Source organism: Prosthecobacter gellanilyticus (assembly GCF_007992435.1).
In the GTDB taxonomy this organism is placed as follows: Bacteria; Verrucomicrobiota; Verrucomicrobiia; order Verrucomicrobiales; family Verrucomicrobiaceae; genus Prosthecobacter; species Prosthecobacter gellanilyticus.
The window spans coordinates 1-18606 of record NZ_BKAG01000043.1 but is presented as its reverse complement, the minus strand read 5'-3'; the positions used below and the strand labels follow the sequence as shown (position 1 = coordinate 18606).

The 18606-nt window shown below is 60.7% G+C and carries 14 protein-coding genes; 9 read left to right on the top strand and 5 right to left on the bottom strand.

All coding sequences use genetic code 11. The features are described from left to right. Positions 1–67 precede the first annotated feature (67 nt). The 5 genes from BGE01nite_RS22110 to BGE01nite_RS22090 all read left to right on the top strand — a co-directional run bounded on the left by BGE01nite_RS22110 (position 68) and on the right by BGE01nite_RS22090 (position 8020). Complete coding sequence (locus BGE01nite_RS22110) at positions 68–3181, top strand: PVC-type heme-binding CxxCH protein (RefSeq protein ID WP_170266974.1); 3114 nt, start codon at positions 68–70, stop codon at positions 3179–3181. A gap of 71 nt (positions 3182–3252) precedes the next feature. Beyond that, entirely contained in the window at positions 3253–3951 is a 699-nt protein-coding gene (locus tag BGE01nite_RS22105; RefSeq protein ID WP_146853783.1) for a 7-carboxy-7-deazaguanine synthase QueE, read from the top strand. Positions 3952–4328: 377 nt separating this feature from the next. Then, complete coding sequence (gene miaA, locus BGE01nite_RS22100) at positions 4329–5276, top strand: tRNA (adenosine(37)-N6)-dimethylallyltransferase MiaA (RefSeq protein ID WP_146853781.1); 948 nt, start codon at positions 4329–4331, stop codon at positions 5274–5276. Further along, positions 5228–6331, top strand: coding sequence for a 3-dehydroquinate synthase (gene aroB, locus BGE01nite_RS22095; RefSeq protein WP_146853779.1), 1104 nt, complete (start codon positions 5228–5230; stop codon positions 6329–6331). The genes miaA and aroB overlap by 49 nt, the downstream gene beginning before the upstream one ends. Before the next feature lie 9 nt (positions 6332–6340). Further along, positions 6341–8020 carry an exosortase/archaeosortase family protein gene (locus BGE01nite_RS22090; protein WP_146853777.1) on the top strand — a complete coding sequence of 560 codons (1680 nt, stop codon included), beginning with the start codon at positions 6341–6343 and terminating at the stop codon, positions 8018–8020. A 160-nt stretch (positions 8021–8180) separates the two neighbouring features. Here the strand turns inward: BGE01nite_RS22090 and BGE01nite_RS22085 are convergent, their stop codons facing one another. Beyond that, positions 8181–8624: a hypothetical protein gene (locus BGE01nite_RS22085; RefSeq protein WP_146853775.1), complete on the bottom strand. Its 444-nt coding sequence runs from the start codon at positions 8622–8624 to the stop codon at positions 8181–8183. Between the two features lie 367 nt (positions 8625–8991). On the opposite strand from BGE01nite_RS22085, the gene BGE01nite_RS22080 reads away from it, so the two are divergent. Both BGE01nite_RS22080 and BGE01nite_RS22075 read left to right on the top strand, forming a co-directional pair. Continuing rightward, entirely contained in the window at positions 8992–9687 is a 696-nt protein-coding gene (locus tag BGE01nite_RS22080) for a lipoyl protein ligase domain-containing protein (protein ID WP_170266973.1), read from the top strand. Between the two features lie 260 nt (positions 9688–9947). Beyond that, a complete protein-coding gene (locus tag BGE01nite_RS22075; RefSeq protein WP_146853771.1) occupies positions 9948–10298 on the top strand; it encodes a gamma-glutamylcyclotransferase family protein in 351 nt (116 codons plus the stop codon). Positions 10299–10553: 255 nt separating this feature from the next. On the opposite strand, the gene BGE01nite_RS22070 is transcribed toward BGE01nite_RS22075, so the two are convergent. The 3 genes from BGE01nite_RS22070 to BGE01nite_RS22060 form a co-directional block, all read right to left on the bottom strand. Beyond that, on the bottom strand, positions 10554–11279 hold the full coding sequence (locus BGE01nite_RS22070) for a YebC/PmpR family DNA-binding transcriptional regulator (protein ID WP_146853769.1): 726 nt from the start codon (positions 11277–11279) through the stop codon (positions 10554–10556). Positions 11280–11327: 48 nt separating this feature from the next. Continuing rightward, positions 11328–12422 (bottom strand): 6-phosphofructokinase, encoded by a 1095-nt coding sequence (locus BGE01nite_RS22065; protein WP_146853767.1) that lies wholly within the window; start codon positions 12420–12422, stop codon positions 11328–11330. Positions 12423–12495: 73 nt separating this feature from the next. Then, the gene (locus BGE01nite_RS22060) at positions 12496–13461 is read right to left on the bottom strand and encodes a D-alanyl-D-alanine carboxypeptidase family protein (RefSeq protein WP_146853765.1); all 966 of its coding nucleotides are present in this window, start codon (positions 13459–13461) and stop codon (positions 12496–12498) included. Positions 13462–13707: 246 nt separating this feature from the next. Between BGE01nite_RS22060 and purL the strand changes: the two genes are divergently transcribed. Next, entirely contained in the window at positions 13708–16098 is a 2391-nt protein-coding gene (purL, locus tag BGE01nite_RS22055) for a phosphoribosylformylglycinamidine synthase subunit PurL (protein ID WP_146853763.1), read from the top strand. Between the two features lie 65 nt (positions 16099–16163). Here purL and BGE01nite_RS22050 read toward each other — a convergent pair whose 3' ends face one another. Then, a complete protein-coding gene (locus BGE01nite_RS22050; RefSeq protein ID WP_146853761.1) occupies positions 16164–16535 on the bottom strand; it encodes a hypothetical protein in 372 nt (123 codons plus the stop codon). 103 nt (positions 16536–16638) lie between these two features. On the opposite strand from BGE01nite_RS22050, the gene BGE01nite_RS22045 reads away from it, so the two are divergent. Continuing rightward, a complete protein-coding gene (locus BGE01nite_RS22045) occupies positions 16639–18516 on the top strand; it encodes an ABC-F family ATP-binding cassette domain-containing protein (protein WP_146853759.1) in 1878 nt (625 codons plus the stop codon). The last annotated feature ends 90 nt before the right edge of the window (positions 18517–18606 follow it).

Genomic DNA, 18606 nt, shown 5'->3' with positions numbered 1-18606 from the left:
AAGGCAGAAAGGACATGCACTCGAGCTGCCTTTTGATCTTTTACTGCTTTCCCGCACCCCTCCACCCATGCTGCGTTACCTTTCCGCCCTGTCACTCCTCACTGCTGCCCACCTTTCCGCAGCGGATTTCCCCAAGCCCTTCAACTCTGAAAAAGGTGACCCGATGCCCGCCGAGGAGGTGGCGCGGACCATGAAGCTGCCGCCGGGGTTCAAGTGCGTGGTCTTTGCCGCTGAGCCGGATGTGCAGCAGCCCATCGCCATGAGCTGGGATGCCAAAGGGCGGCTCTGGGTGGGGGAGAACTACACCTATGCGGAGAACCCGGCGCGCTGGGACACCAACCTGCGTGACCGAGTGATCATCCTGGAAGACAAGGATGGTGATGGCAAGCATGACGGGCGCAAGGTCTTCTGGGAAGGCGGCACCTACCTGACCAGTGTGGAGATCGGCTACGGCGGTGTGTGGGTGCTGAATGCAGGCACGCTGAGCTTCATCCCGGACAAGAACGGTGACGATGTGCCGGACGCCGAACCAGAAGTGTTGCTGGACGGGTTCAATGTGAAGACCATCGGCCACAACATCGTCAACGGTTTGCGCTGGGGGCCGGATGGCTGGCTGTATGGACGTCATGGCATCACGGACACGTCCGCCGTGGGCGCGCCAGGCACTCCGCTGGAAAAACGCACGAAGATCAACTGCGCCATCTGGCGCTATCATCCCACACGAAAGGTGTTTGAAGCCGTGGCCCATGGCGGCACGAACTCCTGGGGGCATGACTGGAATGCGGAAGGCGAGCTTTTCATGATCAACACGGTCATCGGTCATCTCTGGCATGTGATTCCGGGCGCCTATTATCGCCGCATGTTCGGCACGCATCTGAACCCGTATGTGTATGAGATCATCGAGCAGACGGCGGACCATTTCCATTGGGACACGGGCTCCGAGAAGTGGAGCGACATCCGCACGGGCATCAGCAACAAGACGCTCGAGCTCGGCGGTGGTCACGCGCATGTGGGCATGCTGATCTATCAAGGCGGCACCTGGCCCAAGGAATACAACGGCGCCGTTCTCACCTGCAACCTGCATGGCAACCGCATCAACATGGACAAGCTGGAGCGCCAAGGTTGCGGCTATGTGGGCAAGCATGCGCCTGACTTCATGCAGGCCCAGGACAAGTGGTTCCGCGGCATCGACCTCATCACCGGTCCGGATGGTAATGTGTTTGTCTCCGACTGGTCCGACTCCGGTGAGTGCCACGACAACGACGGCGTGCACCGCACCAGCGGGCGCATTTATAAGATCGTGTATGGGGAGACGAAGAAGGCGGAGCCAACTGATCTTACTAAGATGTCGACAGGAGAACTCAGAAAGAAGTTGGAGGGCTCGTCTAGCAATAATTGGTGGACCCGCCAAATCTTGGGGCAGTTGGAGCAGAGATGGATCAACGAGCCAAAGGATCGTGTGGAGATTGCTAAGTTTTTCATTGGCCCCGAGGGTCTTGTCGCAGGCAGAGTTTTCGATGTTGATAAGGAAACTGGAGCCTATTGGACTTCCTGTAGTGTAGGAGACCGTATTCGATTTATGGACCGGATCTGGCTGGTGGCTGACCTGCCTTTTGATGACGGCTACAAGAGCTCGACCGAATCCGACGTCACAAGTGCGATAGACGCACTTACCTGGCGTTCAGGAGAAGATTTTAAAAAGGCGTTTGTTAATACGTCACCCGATTATGTGCGAGGCCGACTTTCTGAGGATACGCTCAATGGTATCGCGGACATTCCAGGTCACCTGAATGCAGTAATGGAAGAGTTCAAACTGGTAGAGAAATCGGGACTCGTCCGTCTTCATCTTGCTTCTTCATTGCAGCGTCTTCCACTTAATGCTCGCTGGCCCATCGCCACGGCGCTGGCGCAGCGTGAGGAAGATGCCAATGACCGTCAGCAGCCGCTGATGATCTGGTATGGCATCGAGCCAGCGGTGGCCGCGGATCCGGTGAAGGGCGTGGAGTTCATCGCGAGCGCGAAGTTGCCAACGGTGCGTCGTCTGGTGGCACGCCGCATTGTGGAAGACATCGAGAAGAATCCGGCGGCGGTGGATGCGCTGGTGGCCTTGATCTCCAAGAATGACGTGGTGCGTGGCGATGTGCTCGCGGGCATGACAGCAGGCTTGGAAGGCTTCAGCCAGGCTCCGAAGCCGAAGGGCTGGGATGAGTTTGCCTCGGCGAATGGCAAGGGTGCGAATGCGGAGTCTCTGCAAAAGCTGTCCCTGATCTTTGGCAGTGGTCGCGCATCGGATGAGTTGATCGCCATCGTGAAGAATGCAGAAGGGGATGCGAATGCGCGTGTGAATGCCTTCAAGAGCCTGACTCGTGCGACGAAGCCCGAATTGATGTCGCTGATCCGCGGCCTGGTGAATGACAAGGTGCTGGGTATTGTGTCGCGCAGCGCGCTGGCGGCTTATGATGATGCGAGCATCCCGGGAGCGCTGTTGAAGCCCTGGCCGGTGCGCAGTGAGGAGCAGCAGGCCGCGAGCGTGGCCACGCTGGTCACACGTCCGAGCTATGCGAAGGAGCTGCTGGAAGCGGTGAAGGCAGGACGTGTGCCGAAGTCGGCCATCACGCCGTATCAGGCCCGTGCCATCCGCAGCCTGAATGATGAAGGTCTGACGAAGAAGCTGACGGAGGTCTGGGGTGAGCTGCGTGACACTCCTGAGGCGAAGAAGGCTGAGCTGGCTGACTGGACCAAGAAGCTGACTCCAGAGCGCCTAACCAAAGGTGAAGCGGTGAAGGGCAAGGTCCTCTTCATGGCGGCCTGCGGCGCCTGCCACAAGCTGTATGGCGAGGGCGGAGCGATCGGTCCGGATCTCACGGGCGGTGATCGTCACAAGATCACCTACCTGCTGGAGAACATCCTGGACCCGAGCGCCATCGTGCCTGCGGACTACCGCATGAGCGTCTTCAAGCTGAAGGACGGCCGCACCATCACGGGGGTGATTCCTCAGCAGACCGAGCGCTCCCTCACGATCCAGACTCCTGCGGAGAGGCTGACCATTGAGAAGACCCAGATCGTGGAGCAGACCCAGCTTCCGATGTCTCTGATGCCAGAAGGCCTTCTCGGCGCGCTGGGAGAAGAAAACGTGGTTCATCTCATCGCCTATTTGCAGAGCCTTGGACCTGTTCGATAATGGTTCTCTGTTCGCCGTTCTCGGTTCTCAGTTAACCGGGAACAGCGAACTCTGAACTGAGAACTGAATCCATGCGCATCTCCGAGATCTTCTACTCCGTCCAGGGGGAAGGTGTGCTCACGGGGGTGCCTTCGGTGTTTGTGCGGACTTCGGGGTGCAACCTGCGCTGCAGGTGGTGTGACACGCCGTATGCCTCCTGGCAGCCGGAAGGACCGGAGATGTCCCCCGATGAAATTCTAGCAGAGATCGAAAAGAACCCGACCCGCTACGTGGTGGTCACTGGTGGTGAGCCGATGATCGCGAAAGGCATGCGTGAGTTCATCGCCCGGCTGCGTGAGCTTGGGAAACATGTGACGGTGGAAACCGCAGGCACCATCATGCCAGAGGGCTGTGTCGTGGATCTGGCATCACTCAGCCCCAAGCTGGCGAACTCGACACCGAGTGAAGAGAAGGCCGGCGCAGCCTGGGTGCAGCGGCATGAGCAGACACGTCTGCAACCGGAAGTGCTGAAGGCATGGATCAATGAGTCCGTGGATTACCAGCTCAAGTTCGTGATCTCCACGGAGGCCGATCTGCATGAGGCTCATGACATCGTGAAATCGCTCGGTGTTCCGGTTCCACCCGAGAAGGTGCTGCTGATGCCCGAAGGCACGACGCTGGAGGCCATGCGCACCCGCTATGATCTGCTGATCAATGCCTGCAAGACGTTCGGACATCGGCTGAGCCCGAGGCTGCACATCGAGCTGTTTGGGAACAAGCGGGGAACGTGAGGAGGGAGCCGTTTACGGCGGTTGACGGTCGTTTACCGTTGTTTCCAGAGGTGACTTGCGAGAAGCGCGGAGCGTCCTGGAGTGCTCCAGTCCTCTGGAGCTTTCCGACGAAGCGTGTGATGTGATCTATTCGAGGGACGAAATGACCTCTCACGGCCTTCGCATGCTTTCATGCGTGAGGAATCTCGCTTGGACTTCGAGAGCGCCGGAGGGCCGGCGCAGTCCAGGACGCGTTGCGACTTCGGCGCTGGCGGTGCCATTACGGGTTCTGCGGATTTCGAAAGGGGATTGTGCGGACCATTGGTGGTTCAAGACTGCTCGTATTTGGAGCATTGACGGAGTGACGGCTAAAGCCCACAGGGTGAGGGATCTGATCTTTGAACTCGTCTCCCTCCATCTCTCCCATCTACATCACCGGGCCGACGGCTTCGGGGAAGTCGGGGGTTGGTGTGGGGCTGGCGGAGAGGGTTGGGGGGGAGATTGTGAATGCGGATGCTTTTCAGCTTTATCGGGGGCTGGACTTGGTGACGGCGAAGCCTTCGCGGACGGAGAGGGAACGGGTGCCGCATCATCTCTATGATGTGCTGGAGGCGGAGGAGCACTGCGATGCGCAGCGGTATCGGGATCTGGCGCTGGCGGTGATCGCGGAGATCGCGGGGCGGGGGAGGTGGCCGATCGTGGTGGGGGGCTCGGGGCTTTACATCAAGGCGCTGTCTCATGGGCTGGCGGATCTACCGGCGGGGGATGAGGCGTTGCGGGTGGAACTGCGGGCTCTGCCGCTGGAGGAGAAGGTGCGGCGGCTGCTGGAGCTGGATCCTGAGGCGGGGGGCAATGTGCCGCTGGCGAATCCGCGCTATGTGGAGCGGGCACTGGAGATTTGTTTGCTGACCGGGCAACCGCAGTCGGTGCTGCGAAAGACTTTTGAGGGCGTAGAACCCTGGGGGTTTGGCGTGGTGCTGACCTGGGAACGGGAGGCGCTGTATGCGCGGATCAACCAGCGGGTGCTGGCGATGCTGGAGGCTGGAGCGCTGGACGAGGTGGCGGCTTTTCCCGGAGGCGGGGGGCTGGAAAAGGCGATCGGGGTGCGGGACCTGAAGGCGTATCTGGCGGGGGACTGCAGTCTCAGCGAGGCGACGGAGGCGATGCAGCAGTCGACCCGGAACTATGCGAAGCGCCAGGGGACGTGGTTTCGGCGTGAACGGTGGTTGCAAACGATTTGCCTGGACTCGTCCAGCACGCCAGAGTCAGCCCTCTGTCAGATTCTAGACCTCTTTCCATGCCTGAAAACACCTCCCAGCCCGCCCATTCCGTCCACGTCGATCTAGGTTCGCGCAGCTACCGGGTGGATGTGGGGCGCGGATTGCTGAAAAACCTCGGCGCGGTGGCGAATGAGAAGTTTGGTGGTCGCTCCACCTGCGCGGTGATCACGGACTCGAAGGTTGGCCCTCTCTATGCGGCGACGGCTGTGGCGAGCCTGGAGGCGGCCGGGAAGAAGGTGTGCCTGATCACGGTGCCCTCGGGTGAGGCGAGCAAGTCCCTGATCGTGGCGGAAAACGTGTGCAGCGAGATGGCGCGCGCGGGGCTGGATCGGAAGAGTTTCGCGGTCGCTCTGGGTGGTGGTGTGATCGGGGATCTCGGGGGTTTTTGCGCGAGCATCTACCAGCGCGGGATTCCCTACATCCAGGTGCCGACGACGGTGCTGAGCCAGGTGGACAGCAGTGTGGGTGGCAAGACGGGGGTGAACCTGCCGGACGCGAAGAACATGGTGGGCAGCTTTCATCAGCCGGCGCATGTGATTGCGGACATCGACACGCTTTCCTCGCTGCCAAAGCGCGAGTTCAATGAGGGCTTTGCAGAGATCATCAAGCATGCGTGCATTCGTGATGCGGCGATGCTGCCTTTGATCGATGAGGTGATCGCCGGCACGGGTGATCTCACGGAGCTGATCCGCCAGAACATCGCCATCAAGGCCCGGGTGGTGGAGGCGGATGAGTATGAGACGCTGGGCATCCGCGCACTGCTGAACTTCGGCCATACGCTGGGGCATGCCATCGAGGCGGATGCGGGCTATGGGAAGCTTTTGCATGGCGAGGCGATCTCGCTCGGGCTGCGTGCGGCGGCGGTGCTGTCTGTGAAGCTTTCGACTTTGAGCGAGGCCGGAGCTCAGCGGATTGTGGACCTTTTGAAGGGTTTTGAGCTGCCTGTGGTGCTGGGTGAGGAGGTTGAAACCGATGAGCTCCTGCGCATCGCGCGCATGGACAAGAAGTTCGACCAGGGGCGCATCCGCTTTGTGTTGTTGAGCACTTTGGGCGAGGCCTTTGTCAGCAAGGAGGTCACGGAGGATGACCTGCGCGCCGCGATTGCCGCCATCCGTTCGTAACCGCATTTCATGACTTCGTCCGCCACTTCCCAGCAGCCTGACCGGGTGCGTCTTGTGACGCTGGTCGTGGCGGGGCTTTTTCTGGGGGTCTTGCTAGGCTGGTTTCCGTATCAGCATTGGGAGTTTGGGGCTCGAAGCAGTGTGTTTGGAGGCATCCTGAAGAAGGCGGAGCAGGACTCGGAATGGTGGTTCTGTCTGGTGACGCCGTTTCTGGTGGCCTGGCTGATCCAGAGGATGAGCCGTAGCCTGAAGCAGCTGCCGCTGGATGGATCGTGGCTGGGGCTGCCGGTGCTGCTGGTGGGCATGCTATTTTACTGGTTCGGTTACAAGGTGGACACGGCGTATCCGGGGTATCTGGCGGGTCAGTTGCTGACGCTGGGGATCATCCTGCAGCTCGGGGGTGTGACATGGCTGAGGCGGCTGTTTTTCCCGTGGGCGTTTCTGGTCTTCACCTGGCCGATGCTGCCGCTGGAATCTGTGCTGGCCGTGCCGCTGCGGATGATGACGGCGAAGGCTTCGGGGATGGTTTTGAACCTCATCGGTGTGCCGGTGCTGCAGGAAGGCACGGGGCTGCTGTCCGCGGCGGATCCGGTGAAGGGGCTTTCGGCGGGTGATTTGTTCCAGCTGGATGTGGAGGAGCCGTGCAGCGGCATCCGGTCCCTCTTTTCCCTGATGATGCTGGCGGCGCTGTATGGCTGGTTGTCTCTAAAAACTTGGTTAGGCCGTGGCATCCTGTTTGCCAGCGCCATTCCGCTGGCGGTGCTGGGGAACCTGGTGCGCATGATCCTGCTGGCGCTGGGGTCGCTGTGGTGGGGGAGTGATTTCGCCATCGGGCGAAACATCGACGGGCATCAGGAGATGAGTTTTTATCACAGCATGGCAGGCTTTGCCGTGTTCGGTGTGGCGCTGTCGGGCATGTTTGGAATGGCGACGTTGCTGGAGAACAAAGTGGAGCGTGGCCGGCCTGTGCCGAAGCCTGCGGCACCGGGTGCAGGATCCACTGCGCAGCGTGCGTGGCTGAACCTGGGGGTGACGGTGCTAGTGCTGGGGGGTGGCTTGACCCTCTGCGCGCTGAGTGATGCGAGTTACAAGGTGGGCCCGCTGGGCATTGAGCCACACATGCCGGGCATTGTGGGGCCTTTCGTGAGCACGGACCAGCCGATGACGGCACGCGAGAAGGCGGCTCTGCTGGAGGATGTGCGCATTGAGCGCCGCATCTATACGAAGCCGGACCGCACGATCCTGGCCACGGTGGTGATGAGCGGGGCGGAGAAGCGGTCGATCCACTCGCCGGATGTATGTCTGCCTGCGCAAGGCTGGCAGATGACCTCGGAGTCGATGGTCTCGCTGGACCTGGGCCTCGCGACTGAGGTGCAGGCCACGATGAAGACGATGCATCGTGACATCATGGATGATCAAGGACGCAGGATGCGGGTGCGCGCGGTGTTTCTGTTTTGGTTCCTGGGCTCGGACGGCACGACGTGCGCTGGCAACCAGGAGCATGTGTGGCGCACGTATTCGGATGCGTTTTTCAAGAACATCAACCATCGCTGGACCATGCTGACCTTCTTTGTGCCGCTGCCGATGGAGAAGAGCTTGCTCGAGGACCCGTTCGCGGAGCTTGCCGCGCTGGAGGACACGAAGGCGTTTATTCGCGCGCTGGTGCCGGGGATGCTGGTGAACAAATGACGTGCTGTGTGCGGTGGTGGTTTTTTGCCACTGATGGACACTGATGAGCACTTATGACCAAGACATCAGAATGGGACAGAGATGCGTGTGCTTGGGTGCTTGCTGACGGATTGAATATCCGTGAAGACAACTCGAAGTCTTTTCGTTGAAGCGCTGTTGGTTAGCGCTTCTTCGATGGCGAAAGCTTTTTCTCCACACTGGCTTCCACGGTGGCACGCGTGCGGGTCACGAGAGAGACGCAGATGTTGTTCGAGATGAGGTAGGCGATGATGGTGGCGACCACGGCCGGCGTGCTGCCGTCGGTGCGGGCATCACGGGCATTCAGATCCTGGAAGTGCATGGAGACCGCCATGACGATGCCAAAGACGGCGGCGGCGGCGAGAAGGGAGACGGCTTGAGAGATCCAGAAGACACGGTGCTCCTGGATGTCTCTCCGGTTCACAAAGACGAAGGCGGGGATCCAGCAGACGAGCAGGCAGCCCATGAAGACGCTGGTGGAGGCCGTGGAGGCGGGTTGGTTGCCGGCCCAGAGGAAGGGAACGGCCAGCGCGGCGTAGCTAAGAAGCATCCAGAACCAGGCGGGAACCTTTTGCAGGGTGTTCATGGTGGGAAAGATGAGGGAACGGTTCGGGGAATGCAAGGATGTAATTTTGGTTGGGCTGTTCCCTCCATCCTGACTATCGAATGCGCGGATCCGTGGAGATGACGCGGGCTTCTCGCCCCCTTTCAGGGGGCATGTCTGAGGTGGATGTGTGTGGCGTCGGGTCCAGGGGTTCCGCTCGTTCCTCGCTGCACCCCTGGCTACCGGCTTTCGAGCCCCTGGCTCGCCATACCGTTGAGAGTCGCTGGCGATGGGGGGATCGAGCTCATCTGTGGTTCGCGGGTGCAACCCCATTGGAATGGGGTTGTACGTTGGGGTCGGGGTCTGCCATTTGGTTGATTGGGGTGGGAGTGGGAGGTATGGGCTTGGGGTGAGTTCTGACACGCCTTTCTTTGACCGACTGATCCTGCATCTCGATGGCACGCATGCGGGGGCGATGAACATGGCGGTGGACCAGGCCTGGCTGGAGCAGAGCGAGCTGCCGGTGCTGCGGGTGTATACCTGGGACCAGCCGACGGTGACGATAGGGTATGCGCAGAGTTTGGCGAAGCTTCAGGATGCGCTGCCGGAGTGGCCGGTGATCCGGCGCTGGACGGGCGGCGGCGTGGTGATGCACCAGGGGGATTTTACGTATTCCGTCATCGTCCCGGCGAGCCATCCGTGGGCGGAAACGCCGGCGGTGGAGAGCTATCGGGTGATCCATGGTTCGCTGGCGGAATCACTCTCAGCGCATGGGCATATGGGGTGCCGGCTGGCGCTGCCGGAGGATCTGGTGGACGGGCCGTTTTGTTTTGTGGCTCCGGCGCTGCATGATGTGATCCGGGGGCCGGTGAAGGTGGCCGGGGCAGGGCAGCGGCGTGGCAGATTAGGTTTTTTGCATCAAGGCAGTGTGCAGCAGGTGCGGATCGCGGAGGAGTTCTGGCCGCAGTGGGCGGGGAAACTGGCGCGGGAGGTGCAGGTGGTGCAGGAGCTGCCTGCGAAGGTGATGGAGCGTGCGGTGGAGCTGGCGGAGAAGCGGTTTTCGCTGCCGCAGTGGCTGGCTGAGCGGGATGATCTTCTTTCGTGAAACGGTGATTCGGTTAGATGACGAGGCGGGTTTAAGATGCGGGACTCCGTTGGAGTCCGTCTGTGTCATCGAGACGTGGTGGTCTGATGCCAGGGTAGGTTCGCCAGGGCTCACCAACCCTTCGCTATGATGCGGAAGCCCTTTGGGCTTCGAGGCATTTTGGAGCGATATTGGTGAGCTAGAATTTTCGAGGGCGGCCTTGTTCTTGCTGTGACTTCGCTGGCTTTGCTTCTATCCTGGCATCGCTATTTTTGACACCCATGCGCCTCTTTGTTTATGGCACGCTCAAGCGCGGACATTCGAATCATCGCTATTTACGCGGGCAGACGTTCGTCGGCATGGCGATGACGCATCCGAGGTTCCGGCTGCATGATCTGGGTGGGTATCCGGGAATGGTGCTGGATGAGCGCGAGGGGGTGTCCATCCACGGTGAGGTGTGGGATGTGGATGAGGTGTGTCTGGCGAATCTGGATGTGCTGGAGGACACGGCGCATGGTGAGTATGTGCGCGAGGTGGTTCCGCTCATTGCGCCTTTTGATCGGGAGGTGATCGAGGGTTACCGGTATCTGCGGGATGTTTCGCAGGCGCGGGTGCTGGGGGCTTCGTGGTAGTGGTCCTGGCATAGGAGCCATCACATCCGAAGCTGTAGAGCGTTCTTCCTTGCTGAGGTCTCGCGCGGAGCGACGTGTGATGCGAGCCCATGCGCTTTCGCACGAATGTCCTGGTGGGGATGTTCGGCGATGGGGTGTGATGACCTGATCGTCAGCTCATCACAAGGAGTGTGATGGCTACTATAAAACGCCTCCAGGCTGCAAGACAGCGTGGAAGCGTTAGAAATGAACAATAAGTTGGTTATGCCGCCACCCTTACTTCATCGCGGCGTAGACGCGGTGGACGTCGGCGTGGCCGTCGAGGCCTTGGAGGAAGTTGGTGACTTCTTCGCGCTGAGCGTCGGTGATCTCGGGGCAGTCTTTGGGATGATAATGCAGCTCGGAGGTAGTCACCGTCCAACCTGCGGCTTTGAGGGCCTTGGTGACGATGTCGAGACTGGAGATGGGGCAGAAGAAACGGGCGCCGATATGGCCGGCGGCGTCTTCTTCATCGAGCTCAAGGGGCTCGACATTATCAGCCTCGGCTTCGAGGGCGGCGACTTCGATGTCGAGAGTCTTGTCCTTGTGCTGGGCTTCAACGAGACCGCAATGCTCGAACATCCAGGCGACGGAGCCGGGTGTGCCGAGGCTGCCTGCCTTGAATAGAACACGGACCTCGGAGGAGGTGCGGTTGTTGTTGTCCGTGAGGCACTCGACCATGACCGGGATGCGGTGAGGGGCGAAGCCTTCAAAGACGACGGTCTGGTAATTCACGGGCTCTCCGCCCACACCACTGCCCTTGGCGATGGCGCGCTCAATGGAATCACGTGTGACGCTCTGCTTTCTCGCAGCCACAAGAGCGGCGTAAAGGCGGGCGTTGAGATCGGGGTCGGGTCCGCCGAGGCGGGCCGCGACCTGGATTTCACGTGTCAGCTTGCCGACGATTTTGCCTTTCTGGTCGGCGGCGAGTTCACGCCACTTTTGTTTCCATTGTGCGCCCATGGTTGGTGAGGGTGTGGTGGTGGAAGGACGAAAAGAAAAAGGATCGGATTAGCGCTGGAGCACGGGGCGATCGCCAAAGCAGATGCCGATGCTGCGGCCGGCATTGACGATCTCGCTGTCAGACTTCACGAGGCGGAGCTGGTTCACGGCTTCCTCGATGCTGACATCGCCGACCTGATACTGCTGGTAGCTGACCATGCGGCCGAACTTGCCCTGCTCGATCAGGCTGACGGCCATGGCGCCAAAGCGCACGCCGAGGATGCGGTCGAGAGCGGTCGGTGCACCACCACGCTGAAGGTGACCGAGGGTACAGGCGCGGGTTTCCTTGCCGGTCATGTCTTCGATCTTCTTCGCGACGTAGTCGCCGATGCCGCCGAGGCGGTCCTCGCCTTTGCCGCCGACGGTTTCCTTCTTCAAAAGCTCACCCGTTTCCATGCGAGCACCTTCAGCGACCACGACGAGAGTGCTGTGGTGGCCGCGGGCATCACGCTGGCGGATGGCGTCTGCCACGTGTTCCATTTTAAAGGGGATCTCCGGAAGGAGGATGACGTCCGCGCCGCCGGCCATGCCGCCGTAGAGGGCGATCCAGCCTGCGTGACGGCCCATGACCTCAAGCACGATGGCGCGCTTATGGCTTTCCGCGGTGGTGTGGAGACGGTCGAGAGCATCCACCACGGCATGCACGGCGCTGTCGAAGCCGAAGGTCATGGCGGTGGCCTGGATGTCGTTATCAATGGTCTTCGGCACGCCGATGACGGGCACGCCCATGTTATAAAGCTGGAGGGCGGTGGTGAGGGAGCCGTCTCCACCGACGACGATCAGAGCGCCGATCTCGAGGTGACGAAGGGTGGCCTTGGCCTTTTCGACGATCTCGTGGGGAACTTCGGAGACATTGCCCTCGCCGATTTTGGCGACGAAGTGGCCTTTGTTGGTGGTGCCGAGGATGGTGCCGCCGAGCTTGGTGATGCCGACGGTGCGGGAGGGGTCCAGCAGCATGTAGTCACCTGGGGGGAGCATGCCTTCAAAGCCATCGCGGAAGCCAACGACTTCCCAGCCGTGAGTGTGAGCTGCGCCGACGACGCCGTGAATGACTGCATTGAGGCCGGGGCAGTCGCCGCCGCTGTTCAGGATACCGATACGCATAAAGTGAGTGGGGGGATGATGGGGTAGGGGTTTTGAGGCAAAGACAGCGGCGGGAGAAGCCTGCTGGCTTGATTTAAAAGTTGTTCAACAACTGCTTTTCGTCCTGGATGGGGCGGCCTGCGGCCACCCAGCGGTTGTAGGCATTCCAGCCCTGGCCGAGCAGGGACTGGGTCTCAGCGAAGGGATCGGCCGAGCCGAGCACGACGACGACGAGACGGTGGCGGTAGATGAGGCTGCTGCCATTGGCCTGCTTGAAGACGGAGGCGGGACGCTCTGCGGAGACGGCGGCGCAGCCACCGGAGCGGGGAGTGGAGCTGGCCTTGACGCCATCGACACCCGCATTGCCCAGGAGGGAGTTGGTGTTGTTCACCGGCACGGAGAGCTGGCCGCCCGCACGGTAGATGGTGATGTTTCGGGAGCTCTGGTTCGTGTAGAAGCTCATGGCCGGACGGGAAACGGCATAGAGGGTGAGACGGGCGATGTCCGCCGCGGTGGAAACACCGATGGTGCGGGTGTTTTCATACCCATGGGGGTTCTGGAAACGGGTGCCGGTGGCGCCCTCGCGGTAGGCGAGCTGGTTCATCTGGCGGACGAACTCGACCTGCGGATCTCCCTGACGGCCAAGGCGGTAGAGGTGGTCACGGCCGACGAAATCTGCCAGAGTGATGGCGGCGATGTCGTCACTCCCCATCATGGTGGCGTAGATGAGGTCGCGGATGGTGAGCTTGTCCCCGGGCTGGAGGCCGAGCTGATTGATGCCGGCTATCTGGGGGGCGTAGGCCGGGACGGGGGCGAGGACGTTCACCCCCACCTTCGAGGCGACGGACCAGTCCAGGGCGACCATGGCGGTGGCGATCTTGGCCATGCCACCGACGGCGCGGCGGGCATTGGCATTGCCAGCGACGTGGACCTTGCGGTTAAAGGTGTCCACCACGATGACGGAGGCCTGTGCCAGCGCCTGGGAGGTGAAAGTGCTGAGGAGGAGCCCGGCGAAGATCGCGGCGAGCAGAGAGAACCGGAGACGGATTCTGCGATGCATAAAGGGGAGCGTTTCCGTTAGCAGGGGATTCGGGTGGGGCAAGGGGGTTCTTGGGTTGCGGGGCTGGAGGGGTGAAATGAGGGCTGGATTTATGATTTACGATTTATGATTTTTGATTTGGTGAGGACGGGGGTGGCCTGAGGAAAGCGCGGGATTTGGGGCAGGGAGGAGGGCTTCTGGTTTGAAGGGGGTGAAGGGAATGTTTGCCATGGGCGAATTCCTCGCCAAATCGACTCTCCCCAATCCATGTCTGCCACCGCCGTTTTCCGCACCATCCCTGTCCGTGAGCTTCTTGCCGACCAGCTTCTGGACCTGTCGAAGAAGATGAAGCTTTCGCTCTCGAAGGCTGACATGCTGGTGGTGCAGCAGATTTTCAACGATGAGGGCCGTGATCCGACGGACGTCGAGCTTGAGGTCATCGCCCAGACGTGGTCGGAGCACTGCAAGCACCGTATCTTCAATGCGAAGATCTATCACACGCTGAATGGTGAGCAGGAAGTGGTGGACAGCCTCTTCAAGACCTACATCCGCGCGACGACGGAGAAGATCATGGCCGACAAGCCAGACTTCGTGCTGAGCGCTTTCGTGGACAACGCGGGCTTTGTGAAGCTGGATGATGACAAGGCTGTGTGTCTGAAAGTGGAGACGCATAACCACCCGAGCGCCATCGAGCCGTATGCTGGTGCGAACACGGGCCTGGGCGGTGTGATCCGTGACATTCTGGGTGCCGGCAAGGGATCGAAGCCGGTGGCTTCCATCGATGTGTTTTGCTTTGGCCCGCCAGATACCAAGCAGGAAGATCTGAAGGCGAAGGATGTGATCCATCCTCTGGGCATCATGCGCGGCGTGGTGCGCGGCGTGCGTGACTACGGCAACCGCATGGGCATTCCGACGGTGAATGGTGCGATCCAGTTTGATGACACCTTTATTTACAATCCGCTGGTGTTCTGCGGCACGGCCGGGATCATCCCGATCAAGGACATTGCGAAAGAGGTGAAGCCTGGCCAGTTGCTGATCGCGGCCGGTGGTCGCACGGGCAAGGATGGTCTGAAAGGCGCAACATTTAGTTCGGCGGAACTGACGACGGATTCTCATGAAGAGGACCAGACGGCGGTGCAGATCGGCAATCCGATCGAGGAGAAGAAGGTCGCTGACTTTGTGCTCGCGGCACGTGAGGCGGGCTTGATCGAGTTCATCACGGATTGCGGCGCGGGTGGTTTCTCCAGCGCGGCTGGTGAGATGCTGAGCGAAGTGGGAGGTGAGGTTTATCTTCACCATTGCCCGCTGAAAGAGCCGGGCCTGGAAAGCTGGCAGGTCTTCATCTCCGAGTCCCAGGAGCGCATGGTGATGTCCATCGAGGAGCATAACCTTCCGGCGCTGCAGGCCATCGCTGACAAGTGGCAGAGCGAGATCTTTGTGCTCGCGAAGGCGGACGGCAACAAGCGTCTGCGTGTGTTCCACTATGACAGCATCGTCTGCGATCTGCCGGTGGACAAACTGCACGGCGCGCCTCGCCGTGAGATGCGTGCGCATTGGCGCCAGCCTGCGGCCCTGGCTCCGAAGGTGGCCGTGCGTCCGGAATCCTGGACGCAGGTGCTGAAGACGCTCCTCGCTGATTTCGCCATCGTCTCCCGTGAGCCGATCATCCGTGAGTATGACCATGAAGTGCAGGGCAACACGGTGCTGAAGCCGCTGGCCGGTGCCGCAGGTGATGCGCCGCAGGATGGTAGTGTGATCAAGGTGGATGGCTCGAAGCAGCTTGTGGCCCTGGCCTGTGCGCTTCTGCCTGAGTGGGGCAAGAATGACCCTCATGCGATGGGCCGCGCCTGCGTGGATGAGTGCGTGCGCCAGCTGGTGGCCATGGGTGCAAATCCACAGCGTATCGCCATCCTGGACAACTTCTGCATGGGCAATCCGGATGCTGAGAAGGAACTGGGCGCCCTGGTCGAATGCACGAAGGGCATGGCTGAGTCCGCGATCGCTTACGGCGCGCCGTTTGTGTCCGGCAAGGACAGCTTCTACAACTACTTCATCACCGAAGACGGCCCGGTCTCGATCCCTGTCACGCTTCTGGTTAGCGGTTTCGGCATCATTGAGGATGCGAAGCATGTCGTCGGCGCGTCCCTGCGTCGTGCAGGCAGCAAGCTCTGCCTGATCGGCGGCACCACCGCTGGTCTGCGCGGCAGCGTGTTTGCGAAATACACGAAGGGCGCGGGCCTTGATGGCGCACCGACCTGGAAAGAAGCTGCCACCTGGGCGAGCTATGAGAAGTATCATGAGCTGGCCAAGAGCGGCGCGGTGCTCGCCTGTCATGATTTGAGCGAAGGTGGTCTGGGCGTCGCGCTGGCGGAATTTGCCTTCAGTGGCAAGGCTGGTGTGAAGGTGGAGCTGGAAAACCTGCCTGCGACGAAGGATTGCACGGTGGCCGAACTGCTCTTTGGCGAAACTCCGGGCCGCTTGCTGCTCGAGGTCGCTCCTGAGCACCTTACTGCTGCCAAGGCCGCGGGTGCGGTGGTGATCGGTGAGGCCACGAACGAGAAGTATCTCAACATCACGCTGCGTGGCAGCACTCTGATTGATGCGGCTGTCAGTGACCTGAAGTCGATCTGGCAGGGTGGTCTGGTGCCTTATTATTGATCTGTGAATTGCAGGCTGCGGAGTGATCCGCAGCCTGGATGACAGGATTCACAAGATGGGCGGGATTAACGGGGGGAACGCTTCTTCTTGGTCCGGCGTTTCTTGATCTTCTTCTTGTTGAGGGATTCGAGCTTGGGCTTGGGCGGAGGTTCCTTGAGGGGGAGATTGCAGTGCAGGCAGTATCTGGTGGAGACGCTGGAGAAGATTCCCTTGATGTGAAACAGCTCGCCGCAGCGAGGGCATTCACTCAGGACGATGCTCGTCGGTCCAAGCAGCATCAGGAGGAAATAGAAGGGGACTACATAGTCCATGTAACTACCCTCGAAGACGGCGAACGCCACGAGCGGTGCCAGCATGGCGGTCCAGACGATCAGGCGGCGTCTGCGGAGGGCTTTGAGGCCGACGGCGATGACTTCGGGATCGGTGGTGGAGGGCATGGCGACGAGCGGGGCGGTTGCCAGAATGGAGCAAGAGTCCAGGGAAGCAAAATGGGGTTTACCTTGCACTTGGCGCTCTCCCGTTCACTGAAAGCGCCCCCACATGCTCTCCGTCAACAATGTCAGCAAAACCTACGCAGGCCGCACTCTGTTCAGCGGCGTGTCGTTTCATATTAATCGTGGTGAGAAGATCGGCCTGATCGGTCCGAACGGGGCGGGGAAGTCCACGCTGTTCTCGCTCCTGCTGCGGGAGTCGACGCCGGACGATGGTCAGGTGACGATGGAGCGCGGGCTGGACTTTGGCTTCCTGCCGCAGGAAAGCGCCCCCGTGGATGACGTGACCGTGCTGCAACTGGCCACGGGCCATGTGGACGAGCACAGCCGCTGGGAGGCGGAGCCGAAGGCCAAGCGCATCCTGAAGGGGCTGGCGTTTCGCGAGAGTGATTTTGAGCGTCGCGCCCGCACGCTGAGCGGTGGCTGGGTGATGCGTGCGCATCTGGCGCGCCTGCTTGTGCAAGAGCCGGATCTGCTGCTGCTGGATGAGCCGACGAACCATCTGGATCTTGAATCGCTCATTTGGTTTCAGGACTATCTGCAGGGTTATCCGGGTGCGATCCTGATGATCTCTCATGACCGTGAGTTCCTGAACGCGCTGACGGACACGATCCTGGAGATCGCGCATTCAAAGGTGTACCGCTATCGTGGGAACTATGACGACTACTTGATCGAGAAAGAGGCACGCCAGGGGCAGATGCAGTCGGCTTTTGACAATCAGCAGAAGGAGATCGCCAAGCTCCAGCAGTGGGCGGATCGTTTCAAGGCGAAGGCGAACTTCGCCTCGCGTGCCCAGGACAAGCTGAAGATGATCGGCCGCATGGAGAAGGTGGATGCGCCACAGGCGGCGGCAAAGCAGGTGAAGTTCCGTTTTCCACAGCCCCCGCGCAGCGGACTGCGGGTGATGACGCTCCAGGAGGTGGCCTTCAGCTATCCCCAGAACCCGGTCTATGAGGATCTCGATTTCGAGATCGAGCGTGGCCAGCGGCTTGTGCTGGTGGGTCCCAATGGCGCGGGCAAGTCCACGCTGCTGAAGCTGCTTGCCGGTGCGCTGCAGCCTCATGCGGGCAAGCGCGACCTGGGCCACAATGTGAAGCTGGGTTACTTCGCGCAGTATCGCGGTGATGTGCTGAACATGCGGCACACAGTGCTGCAGTCGGCCATGGATCTGCCAAGCCGGCCGGGTGAGAACCTTTGCCGCACGTTGCTGGGCAGCTTCCTTTTCCAGGGGGATGATGTGTTCAAGACCGTGGGCGTGCTGAGCGGGGGTGAAAAGAGCCGTCTGGCGCTGGTGCGCCTGCTGCTGGATCCGCCTAACCTACTTTTGATGGATGAGCCGACGACGCATCTGGACATGGGCAGCATCGATGCGCTCATCGCCGCGCTGGAGGACTATGAGGGCACGCTGGTGTTCATCAGTCATGACGTGCACTTCATCCGCGCCATGGCGAAGAACGTGCTGCACATCGCCTCGGGCGTGCTGACGCCGTATGCGGGGGATTATCAATACTTCCTGGACAAGACGAAGGCCACCTCCGCACGCGAGGCGCTGACGGCCACGCTGACGAATTCTCAGCCGCAGAACTACAGCGCGCCTGAGACCAGCAAAAGTAACTCACCTTCCTCGAGTCCCGGAGGGAAGACCAAGGAGCAGAAGCGCGCCGAGGCGGATGCCCGCAATGCGCGCAGCAAGGAGAAGAAGGCCCTGGAGCAGAAGGTGGCCACCATCGAGCAAGCCCTGGCTCAGCTCGAGAGGCGCAAGCTGGAGCTGGTGAACCTGCTCCAAGACGGTGCTACCTATGCCGATGCCGCCAGGTTCCGTGCGCTGACGGCGGAGATGGAGCAGATCGAGCCGAAGATCGCTAAGGAGACCAGCGCGTGGGAGAAGGCGGCTGCAGAGTTGGAGGCGTTTGGGGCGGAGGGGTGATTTGCTGGCAGAACGGCGTGAGTATGAGACTGTAGATGGTGCAGTCTCTCACTCACCCATGAGCTATGTTTCCATCAGTGTGAGGTGCAT